This window comes from Sphingomonas elodea ATCC 31461 (genome assembly GCF_000226955.1).
In the GTDB taxonomy this organism is placed as follows: Bacteria; Pseudomonadota; Alphaproteobacteria; order Sphingomonadales; family Sphingomonadaceae; genus Sphingomonas; species Sphingomonas elodea.
Genome location: NZ_AGFU01000021.1, coordinates 47,528 through 69,651 on the forward strand (window position 1 = coordinate 47,528; position 22,124 = coordinate 69,651).

At 68.0% G+C, this 22,124-nt stretch carries 20 protein-coding genes; 10 read left to right on the forward strand and 10 right to left on the reverse strand.

Annotated features, from left to right (window positions below; genetic code table 11):
* Nucleotides 1–68: 68 nt before the first annotated feature.
* Entirely contained in the window at nucleotides 69–1,397 is a 1,329-nt protein-coding gene (locus KK7_RS0107335) for an MFS transporter (RefSeq protein WP_010543994.1), read from the reverse strand.
* A 161-nt stretch (nucleotides 1,398–1,558) separates the two neighbouring features.
* Here KK7_RS0107335 and KK7_RS0107340 point away from each other — a divergent pair, with 161 nt between their 5' ends.
* Both KK7_RS0107340 and KK7_RS0107345 read left to right on the forward strand, forming a co-directional pair.
* The gene (locus KK7_RS0107340) at nucleotides 1,559–3,178 is read left to right on the forward strand and encodes a L,D-transpeptidase family protein (RefSeq protein ID WP_010543995.1); all 1,620 of its coding nucleotides are present in this window, start codon (nucleotides 1,559–1,561) and stop codon (nucleotides 3,176–3,178) included.
* A gap of 23 nt (nucleotides 3,179–3,201) precedes the next feature.
* The gene (locus KK7_RS0107345; protein WP_010543996.1) at nucleotides 3,202–3,519 is read left to right on the forward strand and encodes a hypothetical protein; all 318 of its coding nucleotides are present in this window, start codon (nucleotides 3,202–3,204) and stop codon (nucleotides 3,517–3,519) included.
* Nucleotides 3,520–3,560: 41 nt separating this feature from the next.
* Here the strand turns inward: KK7_RS0107345 and KK7_RS0107350 are convergent, their stop codons facing one another.
* Nucleotides 3,561–3,929, reverse strand: coding sequence for a hypothetical protein (locus KK7_RS0107350; RefSeq protein ID WP_010543997.1), 369 nt, complete (start codon nucleotides 3,927–3,929; stop codon nucleotides 3,561–3,563).
* 312 nt (nucleotides 3,930–4,241) lie between these two features.
* On the opposite strand from KK7_RS0107350, the gene KK7_RS0107355 reads away from it, so the two are divergent.
* Entirely contained in the window at nucleotides 4,242–5,732 is a 1,491-nt protein-coding gene (locus KK7_RS0107355; RefSeq protein WP_010543998.1) for a DUF885 family protein, read from the forward strand.
* 93 nt (nucleotides 5,733–5,825) lie between these two features.
* Nucleotides 5,826–6,128: a hypothetical protein gene (locus KK7_RS0107360; RefSeq protein ID WP_010543999.1), complete on the forward strand. Its 303-nt coding sequence runs from the start codon at nucleotides 5,826–5,828 to the stop codon at nucleotides 6,126–6,128.
* 4 nt (nucleotides 6,129–6,132) lie between these two features.
* On the opposite strand, the gene KK7_RS0107365 is transcribed toward KK7_RS0107360, so the two are convergent.
* From KK7_RS0107365 to KK7_RS20290, 5 genes are read right to left on the reverse strand one after another with little or no spacing between them, the layout of a single operon-like run.
* A complete protein-coding gene (locus KK7_RS0107365) occupies nucleotides 6,133–7,551 on the reverse strand; it encodes a sensor histidine kinase (protein ID WP_010544000.1) in 1,419 nt (472 codons plus the stop codon).
* Nucleotides 7,548–8,600: a DUF2336 domain-containing protein gene (locus KK7_RS21805; RefSeq protein WP_010544001.1), complete on the reverse strand. Its 1,053-nt coding sequence runs from the start codon at nucleotides 8,598–8,600 to the stop codon at nucleotides 7,548–7,550. Before KK7_RS21805 ends, KK7_RS0107365 begins: the two co-directional genes overlap by 4 nt.
* Nucleotides 8,601–8,635: 35 nt before the next feature.
* Complete coding sequence (locus KK7_RS0107375) at nucleotides 8,636–9,844, reverse strand: hypothetical protein (RefSeq protein ID WP_237709159.1); 1,209 nt, start codon at nucleotides 9,842–9,844, stop codon at nucleotides 8,636–8,638.
* A complete protein-coding gene (locus tag KK7_RS0107380; RefSeq protein WP_010544003.1) occupies nucleotides 9,844–11,040 on the reverse strand; it encodes an exo-beta-N-acetylmuramidase NamZ family protein in 1,197 nt (398 codons plus the stop codon). Before KK7_RS0107380 ends, KK7_RS0107375 begins: the two co-directional genes overlap by 1 nt.
* Nucleotide 11,041: 1 nt before the next feature.
* A complete protein-coding gene (locus KK7_RS20290) occupies nucleotides 11,042–11,566 on the reverse strand; it encodes a DOMON-like domain-containing protein (protein WP_040597964.1) in 525 nt (174 codons plus the stop codon).
* 106 nt (nucleotides 11,567–11,672) lie between these two features.
* Between KK7_RS20290 and KK7_RS0107390 the strand changes: the two genes are divergently transcribed.
* From KK7_RS0107390 to KK7_RS0107400, 3 genes are all read left to right on the forward strand, one after another.
* Nucleotides 11,673–12,389, forward strand: coding sequence for an MgtC/SapB family protein (locus tag KK7_RS0107390; protein ID WP_010544005.1), 717 nt, complete (start codon nucleotides 11,673–11,675; stop codon nucleotides 12,387–12,389).
* A gap of 49 nt (nucleotides 12,390–12,438) precedes the next feature.
* Nucleotides 12,439–13,695 carry a tyrosine--tRNA ligase gene (gene tyrS, locus KK7_RS0107395; protein ID WP_010544006.1) on the forward strand — a complete coding sequence of 419 codons (1,257 nt, stop codon included), beginning with the start codon at nucleotides 12,439–12,441 and terminating at the stop codon, nucleotides 13,693–13,695.
* Between the two features lie 86 nt (nucleotides 13,696–13,781).
* Nucleotides 13,782–14,102, forward strand: coding sequence for a PilZ domain-containing protein (locus tag KK7_RS0107400; RefSeq protein WP_010544007.1), 321 nt, complete (start codon nucleotides 13,782–13,784; stop codon nucleotides 14,100–14,102).
* Here KK7_RS0107400 and recG read toward each other — a convergent pair whose 3' ends face one another.
* Nucleotides 14,103–16,166 carry an ATP-dependent DNA helicase RecG gene (gene recG, locus KK7_RS0107405; RefSeq protein ID WP_010544008.1) on the reverse strand — a complete coding sequence of 688 codons (2,064 nt, stop codon included), beginning with the start codon at nucleotides 16,164–16,166 and terminating at the stop codon, nucleotides 14,103–14,105.
* A gap of 41 nt (nucleotides 16,167–16,207) precedes the next feature.
* Nucleotides 16,208–16,450: a hypothetical protein gene (locus KK7_RS0107410; RefSeq protein ID WP_010544009.1), complete on the reverse strand. Its 243-nt coding sequence runs from the start codon at nucleotides 16,448–16,450 to the stop codon at nucleotides 16,208–16,210.
* Nucleotides 16,451–16,643: 193 nt separating this feature from the next.
* Between KK7_RS0107410 and KK7_RS0107415 the strand changes: the two genes are divergently transcribed.
* Both KK7_RS0107415 and mfd read left to right on the forward strand, forming a co-directional pair.
* The gene (locus KK7_RS0107415) at nucleotides 16,644–16,910 is read left to right on the forward strand and encodes an FAD assembly factor SdhE (RefSeq protein WP_010544010.1); all 267 of its coding nucleotides are present in this window, start codon (nucleotides 16,644–16,646) and stop codon (nucleotides 16,908–16,910) included.
* A gap of 84 nt (nucleotides 16,911–16,994) precedes the next feature.
* On the forward strand, nucleotides 16,995–20,468 hold the full coding sequence (gene mfd, locus KK7_RS0107420) for a transcription-repair coupling factor (protein ID WP_010544011.1): 3,474 nt from the start codon (nucleotides 16,995–16,997) through the stop codon (nucleotides 20,466–20,468).
* A gap of 6 nt (nucleotides 20,469–20,474) precedes the next feature.
* Here the strand turns inward: mfd and KK7_RS0107425 are convergent, their stop codons facing one another.
* On the reverse strand, nucleotides 20,475–20,885 hold the full coding sequence (locus KK7_RS0107425; RefSeq protein ID WP_010544012.1) for an SgcJ/EcaC family oxidoreductase: 411 nt from the start codon (nucleotides 20,883–20,885) through the stop codon (nucleotides 20,475–20,477).
* 278 nt (nucleotides 20,886–21,163) lie between these two features.
* Here KK7_RS0107425 and KK7_RS0107430 point away from each other — a divergent pair.
* On the forward strand, nucleotides 21,164–22,124 hold a 961-nt coding region (locus tag KK7_RS0107430; RefSeq protein WP_010544013.1), incomplete at its 3' end, for a protoglobin domain-containing protein.

The following is a 22,124-nucleotide window of genomic DNA, read 5'->3' on the forward strand; positions in this document are numbered from 1 at the left end:
GTGCCTGGTCTTGAAGGCCGAGCCTGGCGCAACGCATGTCCAGCGTCAAACCCGCCCGGCCCGTTGCATCAATGCAGCGAAGCGCTACCGCTCGCCCGCACGGGCTTGGCCCGCCCGGCGGCGACCGCGAAGCCGCACAGCACCACGTAGCAGAGCGCCGGCACGATCAGCGCGAAGGCATAGCCGTGCAGGTCCGCCACCTTGCCCACCAGCAGCGGCAGCACCGCGCCGCCGACGATGGCGGTGCAGAGCAGGCCCGAGGTCGCCTCCTCGCTCGCCGCCGACCGTTCGAGCGTCAGCGTGAAGATCACCGGGAACATGATCGAGTTGAACAGGCCGATCGCCAGCGCGACAAAGCCCGCGCTCACCCCGCCGACCGCGACGACATAGAGGCACATCGCCGCCGCGATGACGGTGAACAGCGCGAGCAGCTTGTCGGCCCGCACGCGGGTGAGCAGCAGCGAGCCCAGCGCACGGCCGACCATCGCGCCACCCCAGTAGAAGGCGACGGCCTTGCCGGCCTCCTGCAGCGACACGCCGTGCACGCCGTCGCTCCCCATCAGCGTACCGAGCAGCGGCACCCCGAACGGCGCGTCGGACTGGCCCCAGACGCTATTGTCGTTGAGGAACAGCGCCATTTGCGTGCCGATCGACACTTCGGCGCCGACATAGAGGAAAATGCCGAGCGCGCCGAACAGTGCCCAGGGCGAGGAGAAGGCATTCAGCAGGCCGGACGCAGCTGCCTGCTTCGGCGCCGCGTCGGTCACCACGCGGCGGCTGAGGAAGAAGAACACGGCGAGCGCGAGGATCAGGCCGCAGATCCACAGATAGGCGGTATCGATGCCCGCCAGCGCCTCGGCGCGCACGCCCGCATCGACCACCGCGCCCGGCTTCACCTCGACGCCCTTCAGGAACAGGTGCGCCCCCAGCAGCGGGCCGAGGAAGGTGCCGAAGGAATTGAAGGTCTGGCTGAGCACCAGCCGGAAATGGCTGCCCTTGGGATCGCCCAGCGCCGCCGCCAGCGGGTTTGCCGCCACCTGCAGCACGGTGATGCCGCTCGCCAGCACGAACAGGCCGAGCAGCACCAGCCAGTAATTGGCGAGGTTTGCCGCGGTCAGCATGATCAGGCACGCCACCGCCATGGTGCACAGCGCCAGCAGGATCGACGGCACCGCCTTCAGGCGCGAAACCAGCGCGGCGGCCGGCAGCGATACGACGAAATAGGCGAAGAAGAAGGCGAAGGCGCTCGCCTGCGCCTGCAGGTTGGTCAGCGTGAAGATGCCCTTCACCGCCGCCACCAGCGGGTCGACCAGGGAGGTGATGAACCCCCAGGCGAAGAACAGCGTTGTTACCGCGGCAAATGCCATCGTGGTCTGTGTCGAACGAGCGGTGCTCAAGCGATCCCCTCCTGCCCCTTGGATTTTCTACGGGCGCGACGCTTCCCGACAACGTTGGCAGTTGTCAAGCAGGGGCACCGGTTTTCGCACTCGCATCCAAGGGCATGGCTCGCCTATAGGCATAGGCGTTGGTAAACGACGCGACGAGTGGAGTATTGCGCGTGGACGAAGTGAAGAAAGCGATGCGGGTGAAGGTGCTGGGCAGCGGAGGGTTGGCGGCATTGGCGCTTGCCGGCTCGATCGCGTCGCCCGCCGCAGCGCAATTCCGTCTGATCCCCGCGCCGAAGCAGACGCCCGCCGCGACGCAGACCGCCAAGCCCGCGCAGACCCAGACGCCCACGGCGCGGGCACCGCAGACCCAGACGCCCGCCGCCGCCCCGACGGCCAAGCCCGTGGTGCAGGCCGCCCCCGCACAGCCGCAGGTAACCACGCCGCCGGTGGTGGCGCCGGTCCTCCCGCTGCCGGTGCTCAGTGCCAAGCAGATGGCCGAGCTGCGCCAGTTGCTTCCCGATGCCAGCCTCGCCCAGGGGCTGCGTCGGATGACCAGCACGGTCACCCTGCCGAACGACAGCGAGGGGCTGGTGCGTGCCGCGCTCGATTATGCCCGGGCGGTTCATTCCGGCCGGCTCGACGGCAGCGACTTCATCAAAGACTGGGGCCTCCGCCCCGCCGCCTTCGATCCGCTGCCCGGCTTCATCGACGCCGTGAAGCGCGACAGGATCGCCGCCTGGATGCGCTCGCTCCCACCGCCCTATGCCGGCTATGACGGGCTGGAAAAGGGCCTGGTCGCCTATCGCGCGATCCTCACCGCCGGTGGCTGGCCCAAGGTCGCGGCGGGGCCGGACCTCGCCAAGGGCGCGAGCGGCGCCCGCGTTCGCGCGCTCCGCAAACGGCTGGCGGTCGAGGACAAGCAGGTTTCCGCGAGCGGCGACACGTTCGACCAGAATTTGCAGGACGCCGTCGTTCGTGCCCAGCGTCGCTACGGCCTGCGCCCCTCGGGCGTGGTCTCCACCGGCACGCTGGCCGCGCTCAACGTGCCCGTCGAGGACCGCGTGCGCCAGATCATGGCGAACATGGAGCGCTGGCGCTGGCTGCCGCAGCAGCTGCCCGCCAAGCGCATCCAGGTGAACATCGCGGCCGCGGTGATGACCGTGTTCGAAGGCGACAGCCCGATCGCCTCGATGAAGGCGGTGACCGGCCGCCCCGGCAACGAGACGCCGATGCTCCAGTCGCGCATCCACTCGATCGTGCTCAATCCGCCGTGGAACGTGCCGAGCGGCATCGCCGCCAAGGAGCTTTGGCCCAAGGGCGAGGCCTATCTGAAGGCGCATGGCTATCGTATCATCGGCACCGGGCCCGATCGCCGTCTCCAGCAGGAGTCGGGTCCGCGGAGCGCGCTCGGCCGCTACAAGTTCGATTTCGACAATCCCTATGCCGTCTACCTGCACGACACGCCGGTACAGTCGGGCTTCAACAGCTATAGCCGCCTGGACAGCCATGGCTGCGTCCGACTGGAAAAGCCGGGCCCGCTCGCCGAGCTGCTGCTGAAGAACGACCCCAATTGGCAGCCCGATGCGATTGCGGCCCAGCTGGAAGGCACCAAGACGGTGCGCGTGCGGCTGGCCGATGCCGACCAGGTTTCGGTCTATCTGCTCTATTGGACCGCGTTTGCGGGATCCGACGGCACGATGAACTTCCGCGACGATCCCTATAGCTGGGACAAGCTGCTCGCCGAGAAGATCGAGGCCCGCGCCGCGGTCAGCGCCTCGTCCGCCTCCTGAACCCTTATCGGAAGGAAACACCCATGAAGCTGCGCACTCTCGCGATCCTGGCCGGCGCCGGCCTTACCCTGGCCGCCTGTGGTGGCAAGGACGATGGCCCCACCCCGCCCGACGCCAACGTGACCGAGATCACCGTGCCGGAAACCCCGGCCGACATGAACGTCTCGACGCAGGAACCGGCCGCGGTGGAACCCGCCAACGCCGTACCCGCTGCCGAGCCGACCGCGACGCCGACGCCGTTCAGCGACCGCGAGCAGACCGAAGCCGACGCCGCCGCCACCGGCATGACGTCACGCATCAACCGCGACAGCGACGGCGAAAATCAGGAAAAGAAGCAGTAAGCGACAAAGGAAGGCGACGCGCGGATCCGTCCGCGCGTCGATCAGCGTGCCGCGGCGTCGCCCAGGCGGGCGAGGACCAGCGCCAGCTGCGCCTGCGTATACCCGGCGGCGTGGAAGGCGGCGATTTCCTCGGCAGGGAGCGCGCTCCCCTTGTGCGAGGCGAGAACGACGAGCCGGCGCAGTGCCTCGAGCCGGGTGTCCGCCAGACGCGGGCTCGCGCGGTCGCCACCAAAAAAGATCTGCACGAAGCGTGCCCAACGACCCGGCGCCTGCAGCGAGGCAAGCCGGTCGCGCCGGGCGATGCCCACAACCTGCCATTCCAGGGGCGTCAATACAGCCGACGCAACCTCTAGCTCGGCGGGCGCAGCGACGGCGTGTCCGCCGAACTGGGTAAGATCGAGATACGCCATCGCCTGCACTCCCTGTACACAGCGGATGCAGGCCTTCCCCCGGTTGCATGGATGGGCATGCAACCTTGGCCGTTCCGCCAGAAACGTTCCACCTTGTCCGTCGCCGGCTGCGAGGGGCTCCCCCTCAACCGGCTGCGGAGACACCGGTATATGCCGGCTCCCTGAACCTGCGCTGTCGAACCGCCGCAGGTTGTTTCGATATCGACGTTCCTCTACCCCTCCGCGCCGTAACGTCAAGCAGAAATCGTACTGACCAGTACCCTAATTTCAGACGCTCGAAATCGGGCGTCGCATTGCGCATGATCGCACGCGATGCACCTGCTCTCCCGCCGCTCGCTGCTCGCCGGCACCGCCGCTTGCTTCGCCCTTCCGCCTGCTGCCGTATGTGCGGACGACGCCGATCCGCGACGCCTGCGCGAGGTCCTCGATCGTGCGGCGCGCGATCCCGAAGGAGCCCTTGCCGAGCTCCGCGGCTTCGACGCAGCCGCCCTGCCTGCCGGTGCGCGACTCGACCTGCAGGCGGCCCGTGCAGGCCTCGCGGTCGATGTCGAACTGGCCCGCCACTTTCCCGTCGGGAGGCCCGGGCGTAGCCCGTATCTCGTCACGCCCACCGGCGGTGCCTGGACACGCGCCGAGGCGCCGGCCGAAGCGATCCAGCGCGAGACACGATCGCTAAGCGCCGATGCGACGCGCGGGTTCCGGCTGCCCCGCGGGCTGATCGAGCGGACGATCGCCGCCCTTGAGGCTGCGCGTGCCGCGGCGACCGGCTCACGTGCCGAGGCGCTTGCCGAGCAGCTCGCCCTGCTGCGTGCGCAGATTGCCGATGCGCCGCCGCCTGGCATGTCTGCACTGCCGAACGGCGCCGCCTATTATGCACTGCTGCTGCGGCGAACGACCGGTGACGACATCGTACCCGAACTCTTGCGCGCCCGACTCGAGCGGGAGCGTCGACGCACCGTCGCCCGCGCCGACCGCCTGTTCGCAGCGATCGGCATTCGCACCGGCAGCCTCGGCCAGCGTTTTTCCACGCTCTGGCAGGATGCGCGCTGGCTCTACCCCGACGGCGATGCGGGCCGCAGCCTCGCAGTCGCCGACATGAACCGGCAGCTGGAACGCGTGCAGCCGCTGCTCCCCCGCTGGTTCGGCCCCCTGCCTCCCGAGGTCCGCGCCGTGCAGACGCAGCGGATGACGGCCTCAGAGGAGGCAGGAGGAAAGCAAGGCTATCGCATCGTACCCGAAGGCACACGCCCGGGGCGCTATGTCGTCGATCTCCGCGCGATCCTGCGCCGACCGGCCTGGACCCTGCCGGCCGTCGTCCATCACGAGCTGCTGCCAGGCCATATGGTCCAGCTCCCCTTGGAGGCGCGCGCGGCGCCACATCCGTTGCGCATCGACTATGCCCAGGCATTCACGGAAGGCTGGGCCATCTATGCCGAAGGGCTCGCTGCACGTGCTGGCCTATACAAGGGAGATGCGCGTGCGGAACTGGGCTTCTGCCACTGGCGGCTCTTCCGTCTCTGCCGTGCCATCGGCGACCTCGACCTGCACCTAGCCGGCCATAGCCCCGAAACGGTGCTGGAGGATTGGCGCATGTACCTGGGCGAGCCCGCCTATTTCGCGCCCTTCGCCCAGGATTTGGATCGCTTGCTCATCGAACCTGCGGCGCGCGCAGCCGAAGCGGCAAGCTGGCTGACGATCGAAGATCTCTCCATCGGCCAAGCCCCTATTCCGTTTCACGAGGCCGTGCTCGGCCAGGGCCGTGTGCGCACCGACATGATGCGTCACATCGTCATGGGCGCATGATGCGGAGATGAACCTCCGCCTACGAAGCGGTTCAGCGTCGCGAAGCACCGACTCGATTAGTCGTCCTCCATCGAGACGTGAGAGGACGTATCCATGAAACTGGTTCAGCTTATCGCCGCCGCCGGCTTCGCCGTCACCGGGCTGGTCGGCGCAACCGCAGCACAGGCGCAAGACTGGCGCTATCGCGACGGCCATGAACGCCGCTGGGATCGCGGTGACCGTTGGGACCGGCACGAACGCTGGGAGCGGCATCGTGGCTGGGATCGCGGCCGCCATTATGGCTGGGACCGCGGCCGTCATCGCGGCTGGGATCGCGGCTATCGCTATCGCAGCAGCACGGTCTGCTGGGACGAGTGGCGCTACGGTCGCCCGATCCAGATTTGCCGCCGCCGCTGACGGTTCAGGGAGCGCCCGCCGGAGGAGACGGGCGCTCCCCCTTCTGCTGCAATGGCAGCGTCAGCACGAAGCGCGCACCCATGCCGGGCGCGCTGTCGACGACGAGGTCCCCGCCCATCGCCCGCGCCAGCCGCCGCGCGATGTAGAGCCCCAGCCCGCTCCCGCCCGGATCGGCGGGATCGACGCGCACGAACTTCTCGAAGATGCGCCCCTGATCGACCACCGCAATGCCCGTGCCCTGATCGGCAACCACCACCCGGCCCATGCCCCGCTCGCTGTCCGTACGGATGCAGATCGCCGAGCCTCGGGGGCTGTGCCGCACCGCATTGCCGATCAGGTTCACCAACACCTGCAACACCCGCCGGAACTCGCCGCGCACCCGCAGGGTCTCGTCGGGGCCCGGCCGATCGATCCGCACCCCCGCCTCCGTCGCGCGCGCTGCCAGCAGCCCCGCCGCCCGGCGCGCGGCGTCGGCGAGGTCGAGCGGCTCGTCGAGCGTCGCGAAGCTCGCACTCTCGATCCGCTGGAGGTCGACGAGGTCCTCCACCAGTCCCATCAGGTGGCGGCCGGCGGCGGCAATGTCGGCGGCATAGCCTGCATAGTCGCCGCGGATCGGCCCGTCTGCCTGGGCACTGATCGAGTCGGCTTGGGCGATGATGCGGGCCAGCGGGTGGCGCAGCGCGCGCTCAAGCCTCGCGCCGAACGCGCGAGGGAAGGCAGCACGCGGCGGCGCAGGCGCCGTCGTCTCGACCGCTTCCCCATCGAGCATTCGGGCCGAGCCGAAAAAGCCCGCGAAGCGCCCCACGGGATCCCGACGCGGCGTCGCGTCCAGCCGCACCATCTTTCCCGTACCGCGCAGCTCGGCGCGCTGGTCGTCTACCGATGCGTGCGCGTGCCAGGCGGAAAGGACCGGCAGCCTGCCCTTGTCGTCCTGTACCAGCGCGAATAGCCGGGTGACCGGCTGGCCGAGCATCTCCGACACGTCGAAGCCGAAGCGCGCGCCGGCCTCCGGCGACAGGAAGGTCAGGCGAAGGGCGCTGTCGGTTTCCCAGAGCCAGTCGCCCCCCGCCCGCAGGAAGTCGCCGTCCCGCGCGGGATCGCCGGCGGGGCGCCAGGCAGGACGCGTGCGCCAGCCGCTCACCTCCAGCCGGACCCCGCCGCGATCCGGGCCCGCGCGCACCCAAAGGTCGATCTCCGCCTCGCCGTCCGCCACGACGACGCCGCGCGACACCGCGATCCCCAGCCGATGTGCCAGCTGCGCGATTGCCGCCACACTCGGCAGCGCCAGCGGCGCGCCGATATCGCCGCCGGCGCGATCGTTGAGCGCGCGCAATCTCGGCTCGGCATCGATCAGCCGCCCACCCGTATCCAGCCGCGCCACCGCGAGCGGCACCACCGGATCGAGCGAGGAGGTGGCGCTCACCGCCTCCGCCCGATCGCAAGGCGCGCCGCCCGATAGCCCGGATCGAGCCGCAGCTGGGCGAGCACGTCCTGCGCCGCCTCCGGGTCGATCGTGTCCAGCGCGTCGATCGCATCGACCAGCCCGGCCAGGTCGCGGCGGGGATCGGCGTCGCAGAGCAGCAGGCCGATCCGAGCGATCGTCTCGCGCGGAACAGCCAATGCGCGGAGCACGAGCAGCAGCCGCTCGCTACCGGGATCGAGCAGCAGCGCGCGCGCATCCGCCGGGTCGATCGCCGCCGCCCGTGCCAGCACCGCCTCGAAGAGGCTGAGACTGCGATCGCGCAGCGCATCAATCAGCAGGCGCGGTACTTCGCGCGGCGTGGGGGCAAGCAACGCGGCAAGGCGATCCGCCGCCGCCTCGGCTCCGTTTCGGGACTCGGCGTCGGCGCCCTGTTCGCGCACGGCGGCGCATAGGACCGTGTCCAATGCTCGTCCTGCCGATGCTCCCAACTGTTCCCGCATCGCGGATGCAACCCACCAAAGCAGCCGCATATGCAAGGCTGGCGGCAACCGCCAGCGTCCCGCTTCAGGACTGTGCGCGCGGCTTTCGGCGAGCTGCAGCGCCCGCGCCGCCGCGGCGAGCTCGGGAGCCGGATGATCGGCAAGGCGGTTCAGCAGGCTCGGCTGCAACGGATCGTCGGGGGCGTGGTGCGGCAGGCCCGCGATCAGATGCGCACGCTGGACCTGGGCCAGAAGCTCGGCCGTCAGCGCGGGATCGGCAGTGAGACCGGCCGCCTGCAGCAGCGGCAAGGTGGGGCCGATACCTGGGAAGGCGCTCTCGGCCAGGGCTGCGGCAAGGCATCTCTCGATGTCCTGGACGATCCGCTCCAATGCCTGTCGCATGCCGCGCAGGGTCCGTTCGTCCAGTCGCAGCCCGTCCGGCACGGACATCTCGCAGGCCGCGGCTTCTGCCATTGCCTGGGCGTGCGATGCCGCCGCCGCGGCACGCGCCGCCACGTCAGTCGGGCCGAAGGACGTGCCCTCGCGCGGTTCGGGAGCGCCCTGCGCCATGCATCGCTGTATACCGACAGAGACTTAATCGGAGCCTAAGCCTTGCCGCGCAGCGCCTCGATCGCGGCGGTCAAGGTGCCGAGCCCATAGAGCGTCACCGCCGCCAGCCCCAGCGTCGCATGACCGGCCAGCGTGAACGGCGTGACGAGCAGCATCTGTGCCGCAGCGTTCGCCCACCAGCGCCTTCGCTGCACCGGCACCCTCTCCGCCAGCAGTTGCAGGACCACGCCGCCGCCCGCGAGCAGCAGCGACGTGCCGGTGCCGAGGACGCGAAACTCGCGCCACCCGATCGCCACGAGCAGCAGCACGAACAGCGCCACCACCGCCAACTCGATCGTCCGCGCCCGCGGCTCCTCGCCCCGCAGCGCCGCATGCGAAGCCGCCGTGGCGAAGCCGAGCGTCGCCAGCAGCGCGACCACCGCACCGATGCCTTCCCAGCCCGAGAGCACCGTCAGCAGCGCCGCGACCGAGACGACACCGCCCGCCGCCAGGGGGGCCCAGTCGGGGATGTTACGCGCCATCATCTGCGGCAGCACGAAGCGCGCGGCGCGACTGAACACCCAGCGGTCCGCCCACAGCGTCCGCCGATCGCTGAGCGCAGCCAGCACCGCATCGTTGCGGGTGGCAAGACCCTCACCGCTGCGCTCCACCGCGTGGCCGGCGCGGGCCCAGCCGGGCGCCAGCGGCACCTGCAGCGCGCCGGATTGCGCGGCGACCCGCAGCAGGGCCGACTGGAAGTCATAATCCTCCGGCATGCTGGCGATATGGGCGAGATGCCGGGTCTCGATCCGGGCGATGCCGGCCCAGCAATGCCGCATGTCGAGTCGCTCGATCGCGGCGGGAGATTCCGCGTCGTCGGTAACGAGCAGCGCGGCGTGGGGTTCGGCGGCCATCCGCTCCATCACCGGGTCGATCGTCACCAGCCCGTCCGCCAGCACCAGCACGTCGGCATCGCGCAGCACCTTCTCCGCTGCTTCCTCGGCCGAGCGGACGATGTCTACCTTCAGTTGCCCCCGCCCCGCCCGCTCGATCGCGGCGAGAAACTGGGGGGTGACCTTGCCTACCGCCACCAGCACCTGCTCCGCGCCGATCCCGGCGAGCAGGCGGATCTGGTATTCGAGCAGGGTCATGCCGCCAAACGGCAGACTGGCGACCAGCGTGCCGGGGCGATCCTGCGCCTCCTCCACCGCGAAGATCAGACCGCAGAGCGCGCGCTGGGTTGCCACCATCGCATCCGTCTCCATCAGTAGAGCAGGTGCGGCTGGCGGGCCGCGATCCAGGCAGCCTCGTCCGGCAGGGTCAGCGCGTCGAGATCGGCGGGCGTGGCGGCTGCATCGTCCACCCAAAGGCGCAAGCCCGGGCCGCCGTTGATCACGTCGATTGCCAGCTTGTCGAAGACATATTCATACGGGAAGTCGCGCCAGAGCGCATAATCGGGATATAGCGTCCGGATCGCCTTGAAGCCGAGCGCCTGCACCCGCCACGGACGGAACGCAGCATGGTCATAGGCCGGCCCCTCGGCATGAACGAACACGCCGGCGCAAAGCTGGCCGACATGCTTGTGGAACGTCGGCTGGAACCACATGTCGCGCAGGGAGCACCCAGCAAGCCATTCGGGGGCGAGACGCTGCATCTCCGCGATCACCGCCCGCGCATCGAGATCGGGCGCGCCGAACAGCTCGAGCGGACGGGTGGTACCACGGCCTTCGGAAAGCATCGTTCCCTCCAGCATCACCGTGCCGGCATAGGCGCGCGCCATGTTGACGTTGGCGGCATTGGGGCTCGGGTTGATCCAGGGGCGCTCGGCCGGCCAGCCGAAGCCGGGCCCCGCCTCGGGCTCCCAGCCCTGCATCGCGATCACGCGATACTCCACATCCAGGTCATAGTGCGCGATGAACCAGTGGCCCAGTTCGCCCAGCGTCATGCCGTGGCGCATCGGCATCGGTCCGGCACCGACGAAGCTCTCCCAGCCCTGCAGCAGGGTCAGCCCCTCGACCGGGCGACCGGCAGGATTGGGACGATCCAGCACCCACACCGCCTTGCCGTGCCTGGCTGCAGCTTCGAGGACGTAGAGCAACGTCGTCACGAAGGTGTAGATGCGGCAGCCGACGTCCTGCAGATCGACCAGCAGCACGTCGAACGTCGCCATCGACGCATCGGTCGGGCGGCGGACCTCACCATAGAGGCTGAACACCGGCACGCCGTACTGCGGATCGACGAAGTCCGGCGACTCCATCATATTGTCCTGCAGATCCCCACGCACACCGTGCTGCGGACCGAACACCGCCGAGATGTTGACTCCAGCCGCCACCAGCGCATCCAGGCTGTGCGTAAGATCCGCCGTGACCGAGGCGGGATGGGCGAGCAGCGCAACGCGCTTGCCCTGCAGGGGCGCGCGGAGCTCGGGTTCGGCGAGGAGGCGATCGATTCCGAATTGCATGTCAGTCTGCTGGCGGCAGTTGGGCGACAAAGCAATCGGGATCGTGGAAATCGGGCGCATCTCCGCCATGGTGCAGCGCCCAATAGGATTTCGTGCCGTCCTTCTCCTCGATCACCGCGGTGATGCCCAGACGGAGCGGGCCCGGATCGATGCCGTCCAGCAGCACGGTCACCAGGAGATACGCGCCCTCGTGGTGGGCATGAATGTCCGGCGGCATGTCGAGCGCCAGCGGCGCCATACCCTCGCGCCGCCCGCTGAATGCGTACGCCGCCCAAGCCCCCGACGGGGAGAAGTTATACTCTGCATAGCCATTGCCCGCCTCCGCGGCGAACAATTCAAGGCAGGTGGATCGCCACAGTCCATCTGTCCGATAAGGCTTGGCAAGTGGCGGAAGCACCAGTCGGCCAAGATCGCCCTCAATCGTGTATCGAAGGATCAACCCGCCTGGCCGACGATGCACGTTGCAGCCGACCGAGGTAATTGCACGCGAAGGATGGCTGGGATGCGGCATCAGCAAATGATTCATCCCGTCGCTCTACCGCGAAAGTTGGCCCGCCGTCAGCCGAGACCGGATGATCTGCCCCAACTGAAAGGCCATGGCAGCGCAACAATTCCATCGTAGGGCGGCACCGATGAAGTTCCTTCACACCTTCCACCTCGCCGCCTATTGCGACACGCTGCTGAGTTACATCCTCGCGCTGATCCTCGGCGCGGCGATAGGCGCGGAGCGGCAGTTCCGCCAGCGCACCGCGGGCTTGCGCACCAATGCGCTGGTCGCACTGGGATCCGCGGCGTTCGTCGATCTGGCGCAGCGCATCGCCGGCGATCTCGAGGCGGTGCGGGTGATTTCCTATGTCGTGTCCGGCATCGGCTTTCTCGGCGCCGGCGTGATCATGAAGGAGGGCATGAACGTCCGCGGGCTCAACACCGCGGCGACCTTGTGGTGCTCGGCCGCGGTAGGTGCCTGCGCGGGCAGCGACATGGCGGCCGAGGCGGCGACACTCGCGATCTTCGTGATCGCCGGCAACACATTGCTGCGGCCCATCGTCAATGCGATCAACCGGGTGCCGCTCGCCGGCGGCCAGGTGGAAGCACATTACTTCGTCACCCTCACCACCGTGCCGGCCGAGGTCGACCGGCTCCGCGACCTGCTGACCGATCACCTCGAGCTGATGCGCTATCCCGTCGCCGAGATCGAGACGATCGAGCGCCCAGACGAGCGGATCGAGCTGCGCGCCCGCCTAGTCTCCACCGCCGCGCTCGATGCGGAACTGGACAGCATCATCGCGCATCTCGCCAGGCGCCACGACGTCCAGCATGCCAGCTGGGAGCTGCAGACCCAGGACTGAGCAGCCGGGGATGACGCGGGCGCGCGCTTTGGCTATGCGCGCTTGCATCATGACCGAATACAGCTCCGATCTGCTCCGCCTGCTCGCCTCGCGCGGGTACATTCACCAGGTGACCGACGCCGAGGGCCTCGACGCGCTCGCCGCCAAGCAGATCGTGCCCGGCTATATCGGCTTCGATCCCACCGCGCCCTCGCTCCACGTCGGCAGCCTGGTGCAGATCATGCTGCTGCGCCGTCTCCAGCAGGCAGGCCACAAGCCGATCGTGCTGATGGGCGGCGGCACCGGCAAGATCGGCGACCCGAGCTTCAAGGACGAAGCCCGCAAGATGCTGACGCTCGACACGATCGGCAGCAACATCGCCTCGATCAAGACGGTGTTCGAGAATTTCCTCACCTTCGGCGACGGCCCCAGCGACGCCGTGATGGTCGACAATGCCGATTGGCTCGACAAGCTCGAATATATCCCGTTCCTGCGCGACATCGGCCGGCATTTCTCGATCAACCGGATGCTGAGCTTCGATTCGGTCAAGCTGCGGCTGGATCGCGAGCAGTCGCTGAGCTTCCTCGAGTTCAACTACATGATTCTCCAGGGCTATGACTTCCTGGAGCTGTCGCGCCGCGCGGGCTGCCGCCTGCAGATGGGCGGATCGGACCAGTGGGGCAACATCGTCAACGGCATCGAGCTGTCGCGCCGCGTCGACGGCACCGAGGTGTACGGCGTCACCACGCCGCTGATCACCACCGCGGACGGCGGCAAGATGGGCAAGACCATGTCCGGCGCGGTGTGGCTCAACCCCGACCAGCTGCCGCATTATGATTACTGGCAGTTCTGGCGGAACACCGACGACCGCGATGTCGGCCGCTTCCTGCGCCTGTTCACCGATCTGCCGCTCGACGAGATCGCCCGCCTCGAAGCGCTCGAAGGTGCCGAGATCAACGAGGCCAAGAAGATCCTCGCCAACGAAGCGACCGCGATGTGCCGCGGTCGCGCCGCTGCGGAAGAGGCCGCCGAAACCGCGCGCAAGACCTTCGAGGAAGGCGCTGCCGGTGGTGCGCTGCCGACGTTGGCCTTCAAACGGAAGCAGATTGCCGAGATTTTGGTGGAGTTAGGCTTTGTTTCGTCGAAGAAAGAGGCCTTCCGAAAAATGTCGGAGCGAGCGGTTCGCCTGAATGGTGAACCCATCGCGAATCTCGTGCGGGACATCTCGTTTGAAGATGGCCCGTCTGAGTTCACAATCCATCTGACGCAGACGGCAACGATCAGTTTGGGCAAGAAGCATCACGGGCTGCTCACACCGCAAGGCTAACGGCAGGTTCACCACCCTCGTTCGCGCCGAATTCACCGCCCCTGGCTTATGTCAGACATGTACCTCGGATAGGTGAAGAGGGGCGTGTGAGCGTAACGGGTGCCAAGCTGGCGAGCGCCGACGATCGGTTGGCGCATCGCGACCAAGTCGAGCATCGCACCCGTGCGATCGGCCCGGACGGGACGTCGCTGGCGTTTCTGGTCGTCAATATCTCCCAGCAGGGTCTGATGGCGCGGTGCAACGCCACGCTGGAAGCCGGCGATCTGGTCCGCGTCCGTCTCCCGCTGGTCGGGGAAACCGGGGCGGAGATCCGGTGGTCGCTGGGCGGGCGCATCGGCTGCCAGTTCCTCCAGCCGATCCCACCGGCCGACTACGCCCCGCTGCTGGCCTCGCTGCGCACCCGTTGATCAGCCGGCGCGGAGCAGCCCCACCGCTGCATCGCGCTCGAACAGATACAGCGCCACGCGCGCCGCCTGCCCCCGCTCACCCTTGAGCCCGCCGTCGCGATCGACCAGCAGCCGGGCATCGCTATTGGCGGCGGGCAGCAGCGCCCCGAGCATGTCCGGCTCGGCCAGGCGGAACTGCATGTCGCCCGATTGCCGCGTGCCGAGCAGTTCGCCTGCGCCGCGCAGCCGCAGATCTTCCTCGGCGATGCGGAAGCCGTCATTGCTCTCGCGCATCAGCGCCAGTCGCGCCCGTGCGGTTTCGCTGAGATGGTTGCCGCGCAGCAGCACGCAGACAGAACGCCCCCCGCCCCGCCCCACGCGGCCGCGCAGCTGGTGGAGCTGGGCGAGGCCGAAGCGATCGGCATGCTCGATCACGATCAGCGTCGCATTGGGCACATCCACCCCGACCTCAATCACCGTGGTCGCGACCAGCACGCCAAGTTCGCCCGCCGAGAAGCGCGCCATCACCGCGTCCTTCTCCGGACCCTTCATCCGGCCATGGATCAGCCCAACCTTGTCGCCGAAATGCGCCTGCAACTCGGCCGCGCGCGCCTCGGCGGCGGCAAGGTCGCTCTTCTCGCTCTCCTCGACCAGCGGACACACCCAATAGGCCTGCCCGCCGCCCGCCAGATGCCGCCCGAGCCCGCCGACGACTTCGCCCAGGCGCTCTTCCGAGATCACGCTGGTCTCGATCGGCTGGCGACCCGGCGGCATTTCGTCCAGACGACTGACGTCCATCTCGCCATATTGGGCAAGCGTGAGCGTGCGCGGGATCGGCGTCGCGGTCATCACCAGCAGATGCGGCGGGCGCTCCGCTTTCGCCTGGAGCATCATGCGCTGGGCGACGCCGAAGCGGTGCTGCTCGTCCACGACCACCAGCCCGAGGTCGCGATAGGTCACGCCGTCCTGAAAGATCGCATGGGTGCCGATCAGGATGTCGATCGTGCCGGCGGCCAGCCCCATCAGCGTCGCTTCGCGCGCCTTGCCCTTGTCGCGGCCGGTTAGGATCGCGACGTTGACACCGAGCGGGGCGAGCGTGCGGCTAAGCGTCTCGTAATGCTGGCGGGCGAGGATTTCGGTCGGGGCCAGCAGCGCGCCCTGCGCCCCCGCCTCCGCCGCGATCAGCAGCGCCATCGTCGCCACCAAGGTCTTGCCCGAGCCGACATCGCCCTGGAGCATCCGCAGCATCGGCTGGGTCTGCGCCATATCGCCTTCGATCTCGGCAATGGTGCGGCTCTGCGCGCCGGTGGGGGCGTAGGGGAGCTTCAGCTTGTCGCGCAGCCGTCCGTCGCCGGCGAGCGGCCGCCCGCGCTTCGCCCGCGCCTCGCCGCGCACCAGCAGCAGCGCGAGCTGATTGGCGAACACCTCGTCATAGGCGAGACGCTCGCGCGCCTTGGCATCGGCGGGATCGGCATGAATGCGCGCGATCGCCTCGCGCCAGTCGGGCCAGCCCTTCTGCGCCTTGAGACTCGGCTCGATCCATTCGGGGAGTTCGGGCGCGCGCTCTATCGCCTGCGCGGCCAGCGCGGCGATGCGTTTGGAGGTGATGCCTTCGGAGCAGGGATAGATCGCCTCGCGCCCGCCGACGCTCTCGACCTGATCGAGCGGCAGGACATGGTCCGGATGGACCATCTGCAGGTCCTGGCCATAATGTTCGAGCTTGCCCGAGACCCAGCGCGGCTCGTTCAGCGGCAACAGCTTCTTGGCCCAGCCCGAGCTGCCGCCGAAATAGACGAGGGAGACGTGGTTGCCATGCGCGTCGACCGCCTGCACCCGCGCGGGCGAGCGCGGGCCGCCGCCGAAGCGATATTGCACGGGCGTGAGGGTGATCGCGATCACCTTGCCCGAATCGGCCATGTCGAGTTCGTCGCGCGGGATTCGATCGACGAATCCGGTCGGCAGGTGGAAGGCGATATCCACCACCCGCGCCAGTCCCAGCTTCTCCATCGGCTTCGCCAGCGCGGGGCCGATACCCTTCAGCGCAGTGACTTCGGCGAACAGCGGGTTGAGAAGCTCGGGACGCATCGCCCCGCCCTATCGTGCGGCGGGGCGGCTGACAAATCGTGTCAGGCGTTGAGGAAAATCGGGCTGTGGCTGGCCAGCGCCGCCTCGATCGCCTGCACCACTTCTGGCACCGACGAGCCGATCACCACCTCATGATCCTTGCCAAACGAAATCACGCCGACATCCTCGCCGGCCATGTTGATCGTGCTTACGGTACGCACCGAAGCAATGTTGACGAGCATCGGTTCCCCGTTGATCGACTTCAGCATTACGAAACGAAGCTTGTTGCTCAACGACTCGCTCATCTTTTCCCTAGCCCTACACACCCCGAAGATGCCGTCGGTCTAGCCGCTTTCGGTTAACAAGCCGTCCATGCCGCATCCCGGAAGACACCGCTGGCCTTTCCAGGGTGGCCACCCTATCTGCGATCCGCATGATCAACCCTGGTCGGCCACGCCACCGCGTGCAGCCGTCCGCCTGCCATTGGAGCCGACCCGAATGGATCGAGAGACCCGCCTCAAGCGCCTGCGTTTCCGGAGCTGGCATCGCGGCACCAAGGAAGCTGATCTGCTGATCGGCGGCTTCTTCGACCAGCATGGCGAAGGCTGGAGCGAGGAGGAGATCACCCTGTTCGAGACGCTGCTCGAGGAACAGGATGTCGACATCATGGCCTGGGCGATGGGAACCGCCGAGGCGCCCGAGCGCTACCGTGGGACGATCCTGAATGCGCTCAAGACCCTGAATTACGTGCCGATTTCCGAGTGACCTGACAGGTCGGGGCCTCCCTGCCGCAGCCCTGCGGCGCGCCTCCGAGCGAGGAAGCCCCGACCGCTTCCGATACGAGACCTCATGCCCGACCTGAAGACGATCCTTTCCGCCAAGCATCCGCTCACGCTCGCCGGCGTGCCGGGCGGGTTCCTGCCCTGGATGCTGGCCGATCTCGCCCGCGCCGCCCGAACGGCGGTCTTCATTGCCGCCGACGAGGCGGGCATGCGCGCGGTGGCAGGCACGGCCGCCTTCTTCGCACCGGAGCTGGAGGTCCTCACCTACCCCGCCTGGGACTGCCTCCCCTATGATCGCGCCAGCCCCACACTACGGGTGATGGCCGAGCGGCTGGCGACGCTCCACGCGCTGCAGGGCAAGAGCGAGGCCCCGCGGCTGCTCGTCACCACCGTCAACGCTGCCACCCAGCGCGCGCTCACCCCGTTCCGCATCCGCCAGCTGGTCGCGCGGCTTGCGCCGGGCGAACGGATCGGGCTCGACAAGCTCGCGGCGCTGCTCCAGGCCAATGGCTATGTCCGGGTCGAGACAGTCAACGATCACGGCGAGTTCGCGGTGCGCGGCGGCCTGGTCGACCTGTTCCCCAGCGGCGCCGAGCAGGCGCTCCGGCTCGATTTCTTCGGCGACGAGATCGAAAGCGTCCGCACCTTCGATCCGCAGGACCAGCGCACCACCGGCAGGGTCGACGGCTTCACGCTGCTCCCCGCCAGCGAGGCGCTGCTCGACGAGGAGAGCATCAAGCGCTTCCGCAGCGGCTATCGCGACCGCTTCGGTGCCACCGCGACCGGCGATCCGCTGTATCAGGCGATCAGCGAGGGCCGCCGCCTCGCCGGCATGGAGCATTGGCTGCCGTTGTTCGAGGAACGGCTGGAGACGCTGTTCGATCACCTGCCCGAAAATACGGTGATCGTCCGCGACAGCGGTGCCCCCGCCGCCGCCGAGCAGCGCTTCGAGGCGATCAAGGATTATCAGGAAAACCGGATCAAGGCGCAGTCTGCCGACCCCGGCAGCTACCGTCCGCTCAAGGCCGGCGACCTCTATCTGCTCGCCAAGGAATGGCAGGCCCGCATCGACGGCGAGCCGATGCATCTGGCGACCGCGTTCCACGAGCCGGAATCCGACCGGGTGGCCGAATTCGGCGTCGATGGACCCCGCGATTTCGCGCCCGAACGCGCCGCCGGCAGTAATGTGTATGAGGCGGTGGTCGCCCACCTCAAGGCGCTGCGCGGGCAAGGCAAGAAGCCGGTTCTGGCCAGCTATTCCAATGGCGCGCGCGAGCGGCTGAAGGGGCTGCTGGAAGATCACGGCCTCACCGGCGCGGTGCCGGTCGACGGCTGGCAGCCGGCACTCGGCGTCGCCAACCCCAGTGGCAGCGGGTTGCAGGTGGCGCTCATCGTGCTGCCGCTCGATCACGGCTTCACCGCGCCCGACGTGGCGGTGCTCACCGAGCAGGACATGCTCGGCGACCGGCTCGTCCGCCGCGCCAAGCGCCGCAAGAATACCGATGCGTTCCTCCAGGAACTGGCGACGCTGTCGCCGGGCGATCTCGTCGTCCACCTCGACCACGGCATCGGCCGCTATGAGGGGCTGACCCAGATCCCGGTGCAGAAGGCACCGCACGACTGCGTCGCGCTGGAATACTCGGGCGGCGACAAGCTCTACGTCCCGGTCGAAAACCTCGAAGTGCTGAGCCGCTACGGCTCGGGCGAGGAAGGCGCGAGCCTCGACAAGCTGGGCGGCGAGGCCTGGCAGCGCCGCAAGGCGCGGATGAAGGAGCGCATCCGCGAGATCGCGGGCGAGCTCATCGCCACCGCCGCGCTGCGCGCCACCCGCGGCGCCGAGATCGCCGAGCCGGATCATGGCGGCTATCCCGCCTTTGTCGATCGTTTCCCCTATGAGGAAACCGACGATCAGGACCGCGCGATCGGCGACGTGCTGTCGGACCTGGGCGCCGGCCGCCCGATGGACCGGCTGGTCGTCGGCGATGTCGGCTTCGGCAAGACCGAGGTGGCGCTGCGGGCCGCCTTCGTCGCCGCGATGGCCGGCATGCAGGTGGCGGTGGTGTGCCCCACCACGCTGCTCGCCCGCCAGCACTACAACAACTTCAAGGCGCGCTTCGAAGGCTTCCCGCTCGAGATCGGCCGTCTCTCGCGCCTCGTCACCGCCGCCGAGACCAAGAAGGTCAAGGAAGGGCTCGCCGCCGGCACTATCGACATCGTCGTCGGCACCCATGCGGTGCTCGCCAAGAATATCGACTTCAAGCGGCTGGGCCTCGTCATCGTCGACGAGGAGCAGCGCTTCGGCGTGACCCACAAGGAACGGTTGAAGGCGCTGAAGACCGATGTCCACGTTCTCACCCTCACCGCCACGCCGATCCCGCGCACGCTGCAGATGGCGATGAGCGGGCTGCGCGAACTCTCGGTGATCCAGACGCCGCCGGTCGATCGGCTGGCGGTGCGCACCTATGTGATGCCCTGGGATCCGGTGGTGCTGCGCGAGGCGCTGCTGCGCGAACATTATCGCGGCGGGCAGAGCTATTTCGTCACGCCGCGCATCGCCGACCTGCCGGAGATCGAGGAATTCCTGCGCAACGACGTGCCCGAGGTCCGCTATGTCGTCGCCCACGGCCAGATGTCGCCCACGGAGGTCGAGGAGCGCATCTCCGCTTTCTACGACAAGAAGTTCGAGGTGCTGGTCTCCACGACCATCGTCGAGAGCGGGCTGGACATCCCCAGCGCCAACACGCTGATCATCAACCGGGCGGACAAGTTCGGCCTTGCCCAGCTCTACCAGCTGCGCGGCCGTGTCGGGCGCTCCAAGACGCGCGCCTATGCCTATATGACGACCCCGCCCGAGCGACAGATGACCGAGGCGGCGGAGAAGCGCCTCAAGGTCCTGTCCGACCTCGAGAGCCTGGGTGCCGGCTTCCAGCTTGCCAGCCACGACCTCGACATTCGCGGCGCGGGCAATCTGCTGGGCGACGAGCAGTCGGGCCACATCAAGGAAGTCGGCTACGAACTTTACCAGTCGATGCTGGAAGAGGCGATCCTGGAGGCCAAGGCCGGCGGCCTGCGCGAGGATGCGCGGCCCAAGGACCTCTCGCCGCAGATCACCGTCGACGCGCCGATCATGATCCCCGAGGACTATGTGCCGGATCTCGACCTGCGCATGGGTCTGTATCGCCGACTCAACGAGGTGGAGGAGACCGACGGCATCGAGAGCTTCGCCGCCGAGCTGATCGACCGTTTCGGCAAGCTGCCCGAGCCGACCGAGAATCTGCTGCACCTGATCGAGACCAAGCTGAACGCCAAGCGGGCCTGCATCGCCAAGCTGGACCTGGGCCCCAAGGGCGCGCTGGTTACCTTCCACAACGACCAGTTCCCCAATCCGGCGGGCCTGATCGCCTATGTCGAGAAGCTGGGCGAGACCGCGCGGCTGCGGCCGGACATGAAGCTCGTCATCAACCGCGCCTGGGCGAACCCCGCGGCGCGGCTGCACGGCGCGCTCCAGCTGTCGCGCGGGCTCGCCAAGGCGGCGGGCTGAGCCGCCTCAGCTGCTGTGATCGGCGATGATCTTCCAGCCCCCGGCCTCGTGGTGGAACACGACGCTGGTGGGTCCGGAAGCGCTGTGCCCATCAGGATAGCGTAGCGTGTAGCGACCGATATACAGGGCATAGCCGGGCCCGAGCGGCCGATAGTCGAGCCGCTCGATGGTCAGCGCGCCGCGCTTGGCGGGGTCGGAGAAGTTGTACTTGGCCTCATAGCGCTGCTTCATCGCCGCCTTGCCCCGCACCAGCCCCTCGCCCTCGACGAAGCTGGTCTCCGGCGCTTCCGAATAGACGTCGAGGAAGCGGTCCACTGCCCCCGCATTCCACCCGGCCACGCTGCGCGCCATCGCCGCGTCGATCGCGGTCACCTCCGGCTGTTGGGCGACAGCGACAAGACCCAGCAGGAACAACATGCGACCTCCCTCCAACTATTCATCCATCAAAGAAGACTATCAACAGTCGATACTGCACCGAAACGAACAGCGAGAGCAAACGTATTCATTGCCACCTGACTTCCAGGTCAGCGCGGTGCGCCGTCGCGCAACGGCCCGCTGATCCCACATGGAGCAGGATTTTCACTTAGCCGCCCCACCTGCCCCTTGGGACATACTATGATAGCTAAGAACGGTTAGCTTTGTCCAACAGCGGCCGGCGTTTTGTGCAGCAAGAGGACCCGCTCGTGCCAGACCAGATGAAGTCCCGGCTTACCTTCATGGAGATGGATGAACCCCAGCGCGAAGCGCTGCGGGCGACCCAGCCCTGGGTGGAGACCATCCTCGGCGACGCACTCGACCGTTTCTATGCCCGCGCCGCCAGCACACCGGAGACCTCCAAGTTCTTCCGCGACCAGGCGCACATGAACCGCGCCAAGACCGCGCAGCAGAAGCATTGGGCGCGCATCGCCGCCGCCGAGTTCAACCAGGATTACCACGCCAGCGCCCGCCGCATCGGCGCCACCCATGCCCATATCGGGCTGGAGCCGCGCTGGTATGTCGGCAGCTATGCGATTGTTCTGCAAGGACTGATCGCCGGCGTTCACCGGCTCAACAGCCCGCTCAAGCGCCTGATGCGGCTGTTCCGCGGGCCGAGCACCGAAAAGGCGACGATCGCGCTGGTCAAGGCCGCGCTGCTCGACATGGAGGTCTCGCTCTCCATCTATTTCGAGGAGGCCCAGGCCGAGCGTGACGCCGCGATCGCCTCGTTCGAAAGCGCCCTGTCCGCACTTTCCGAAGGCGACCTCACCAATGAACTGAGCGGCCTGCCCAAAAGCTTCTCGGCACTGGAGATCAGCTACAACAAGACGCTGACGCGCATTCGCGAGATGATCGCCGCGGTCGGCGACGGCACGATGCGGATCCGCTCGGGCATCAGCGAGATATCGCAGGCGGCGGAAGACCTGTCCCGCCGCACCCAGGGCAACGCCGCCAGCCTCGAACAGACCACCGCCGCCGTTACCCAGATGGAAGGTCGCTTCCGCTCCACCGCCGAAGCGGCGCGGCACACCGTCACCCGCGCCGATCAGGCGATCTCCACGGTCGATCAGGGCCGCGGAATCGTCGACGAGGCGGTGCAGGCGATGGGCCGTGTCTCGGAAGCCGCCAAGGGCACCGACAGCGTGATCGAGGGCCTCGACAAGATCGCCTTCCAGACCC

Coding starts and splice junctions, on each gene's coding strand:
- KK7_RS20290 (WP_040597964.1), bottom strand. CDS start 11,566: ATGAATCATTTGCTGATGCCGCATCCCAGCCATCCTTCGCGTGCAATT.
- KK7_RS21805 (WP_010544001.1), bottom strand. CDS start 8,600: ATGGCGCAGGGCGCTCCCGAACCGCGCGAGGGCACGTCCTTCGGCCCG.
- KK7_RS0107375 (WP_237709159.1), bottom strand. CDS start 9,844: ATGGAGACGGATGCGATGGTGGCAACCCAGCGCGCGCTCTGCGGTCTG.
- KK7_RS0107410 (WP_010544009.1), bottom strand. CDS start 16,450: ATGAGCGAGTCGTTGAGCAACAAGCTTCGTTTCGTAATGCTGAAGTCG.
- KK7_RS0107345 (WP_010543996.1), top strand. CDS start 3,202: ATGAAGCTGCGCACTCTCGCGATCCTGGCCGGCGCCGGCCTTACCCTG.
- tyrS (WP_010544006.1), top strand. CDS start 12,439: ATGACCGAATACAGCTCCGATCTGCTCCGCCTGCTCGCCTCGCGCGGG.
- KK7_RS0107355 (WP_010543998.1), top strand. CDS start 4,242: ATGCACCTGCTCTCCCGCCGCTCGCTGCTCGCCGGCACCGCCGCTTGC.
- KK7_RS0107425 (WP_010544012.1), bottom strand. CDS start 20,885: ATGTTGTTCCTGCTGGGTCTTGTCGCTGTCGCCCAACAGCCGGAGGTG.
- KK7_RS0107390 (WP_010544005.1), top strand. CDS start 11,673: ATGAAGTTCCTTCACACCTTCCACCTCGCCGCCTATTGCGACACGCTG.
- KK7_RS0107415 (WP_010544010.1), top strand. CDS start 16,644: ATGGATCGAGAGACCCGCCTCAAGCGCCTGCGTTTCCGGAGCTGGCAT.
- KK7_RS0107380 (WP_010544003.1), bottom strand. CDS start 11,040: ATGCAATTCGGAATCGATCGCCTCCTCGCCGAACCCGAGCTCCGCGCG.
- mfd (WP_010544011.1), top strand. CDS start 16,995: ATGCCCGACCTGAAGACGATCCTTTCCGCCAAGCATCCGCTCACGCTC.
- KK7_RS0107350 (WP_010543997.1), bottom strand. CDS start 3,929: ATGGCGTATCTCGATCTTACCCAGTTCGGCGGACACGCCGTCGCTGCG.
- recG (WP_010544008.1), bottom strand. CDS start 16,166: ATGCGTCCCGAGCTTCTCAACCCGCTGTTCGCCGAAGTCACTGCGCTG.
- KK7_RS0107360 (WP_010543999.1), top strand. CDS start 5,826: ATGAAACTGGTTCAGCTTATCGCCGCCGCCGGCTTCGCCGTCACCGGG.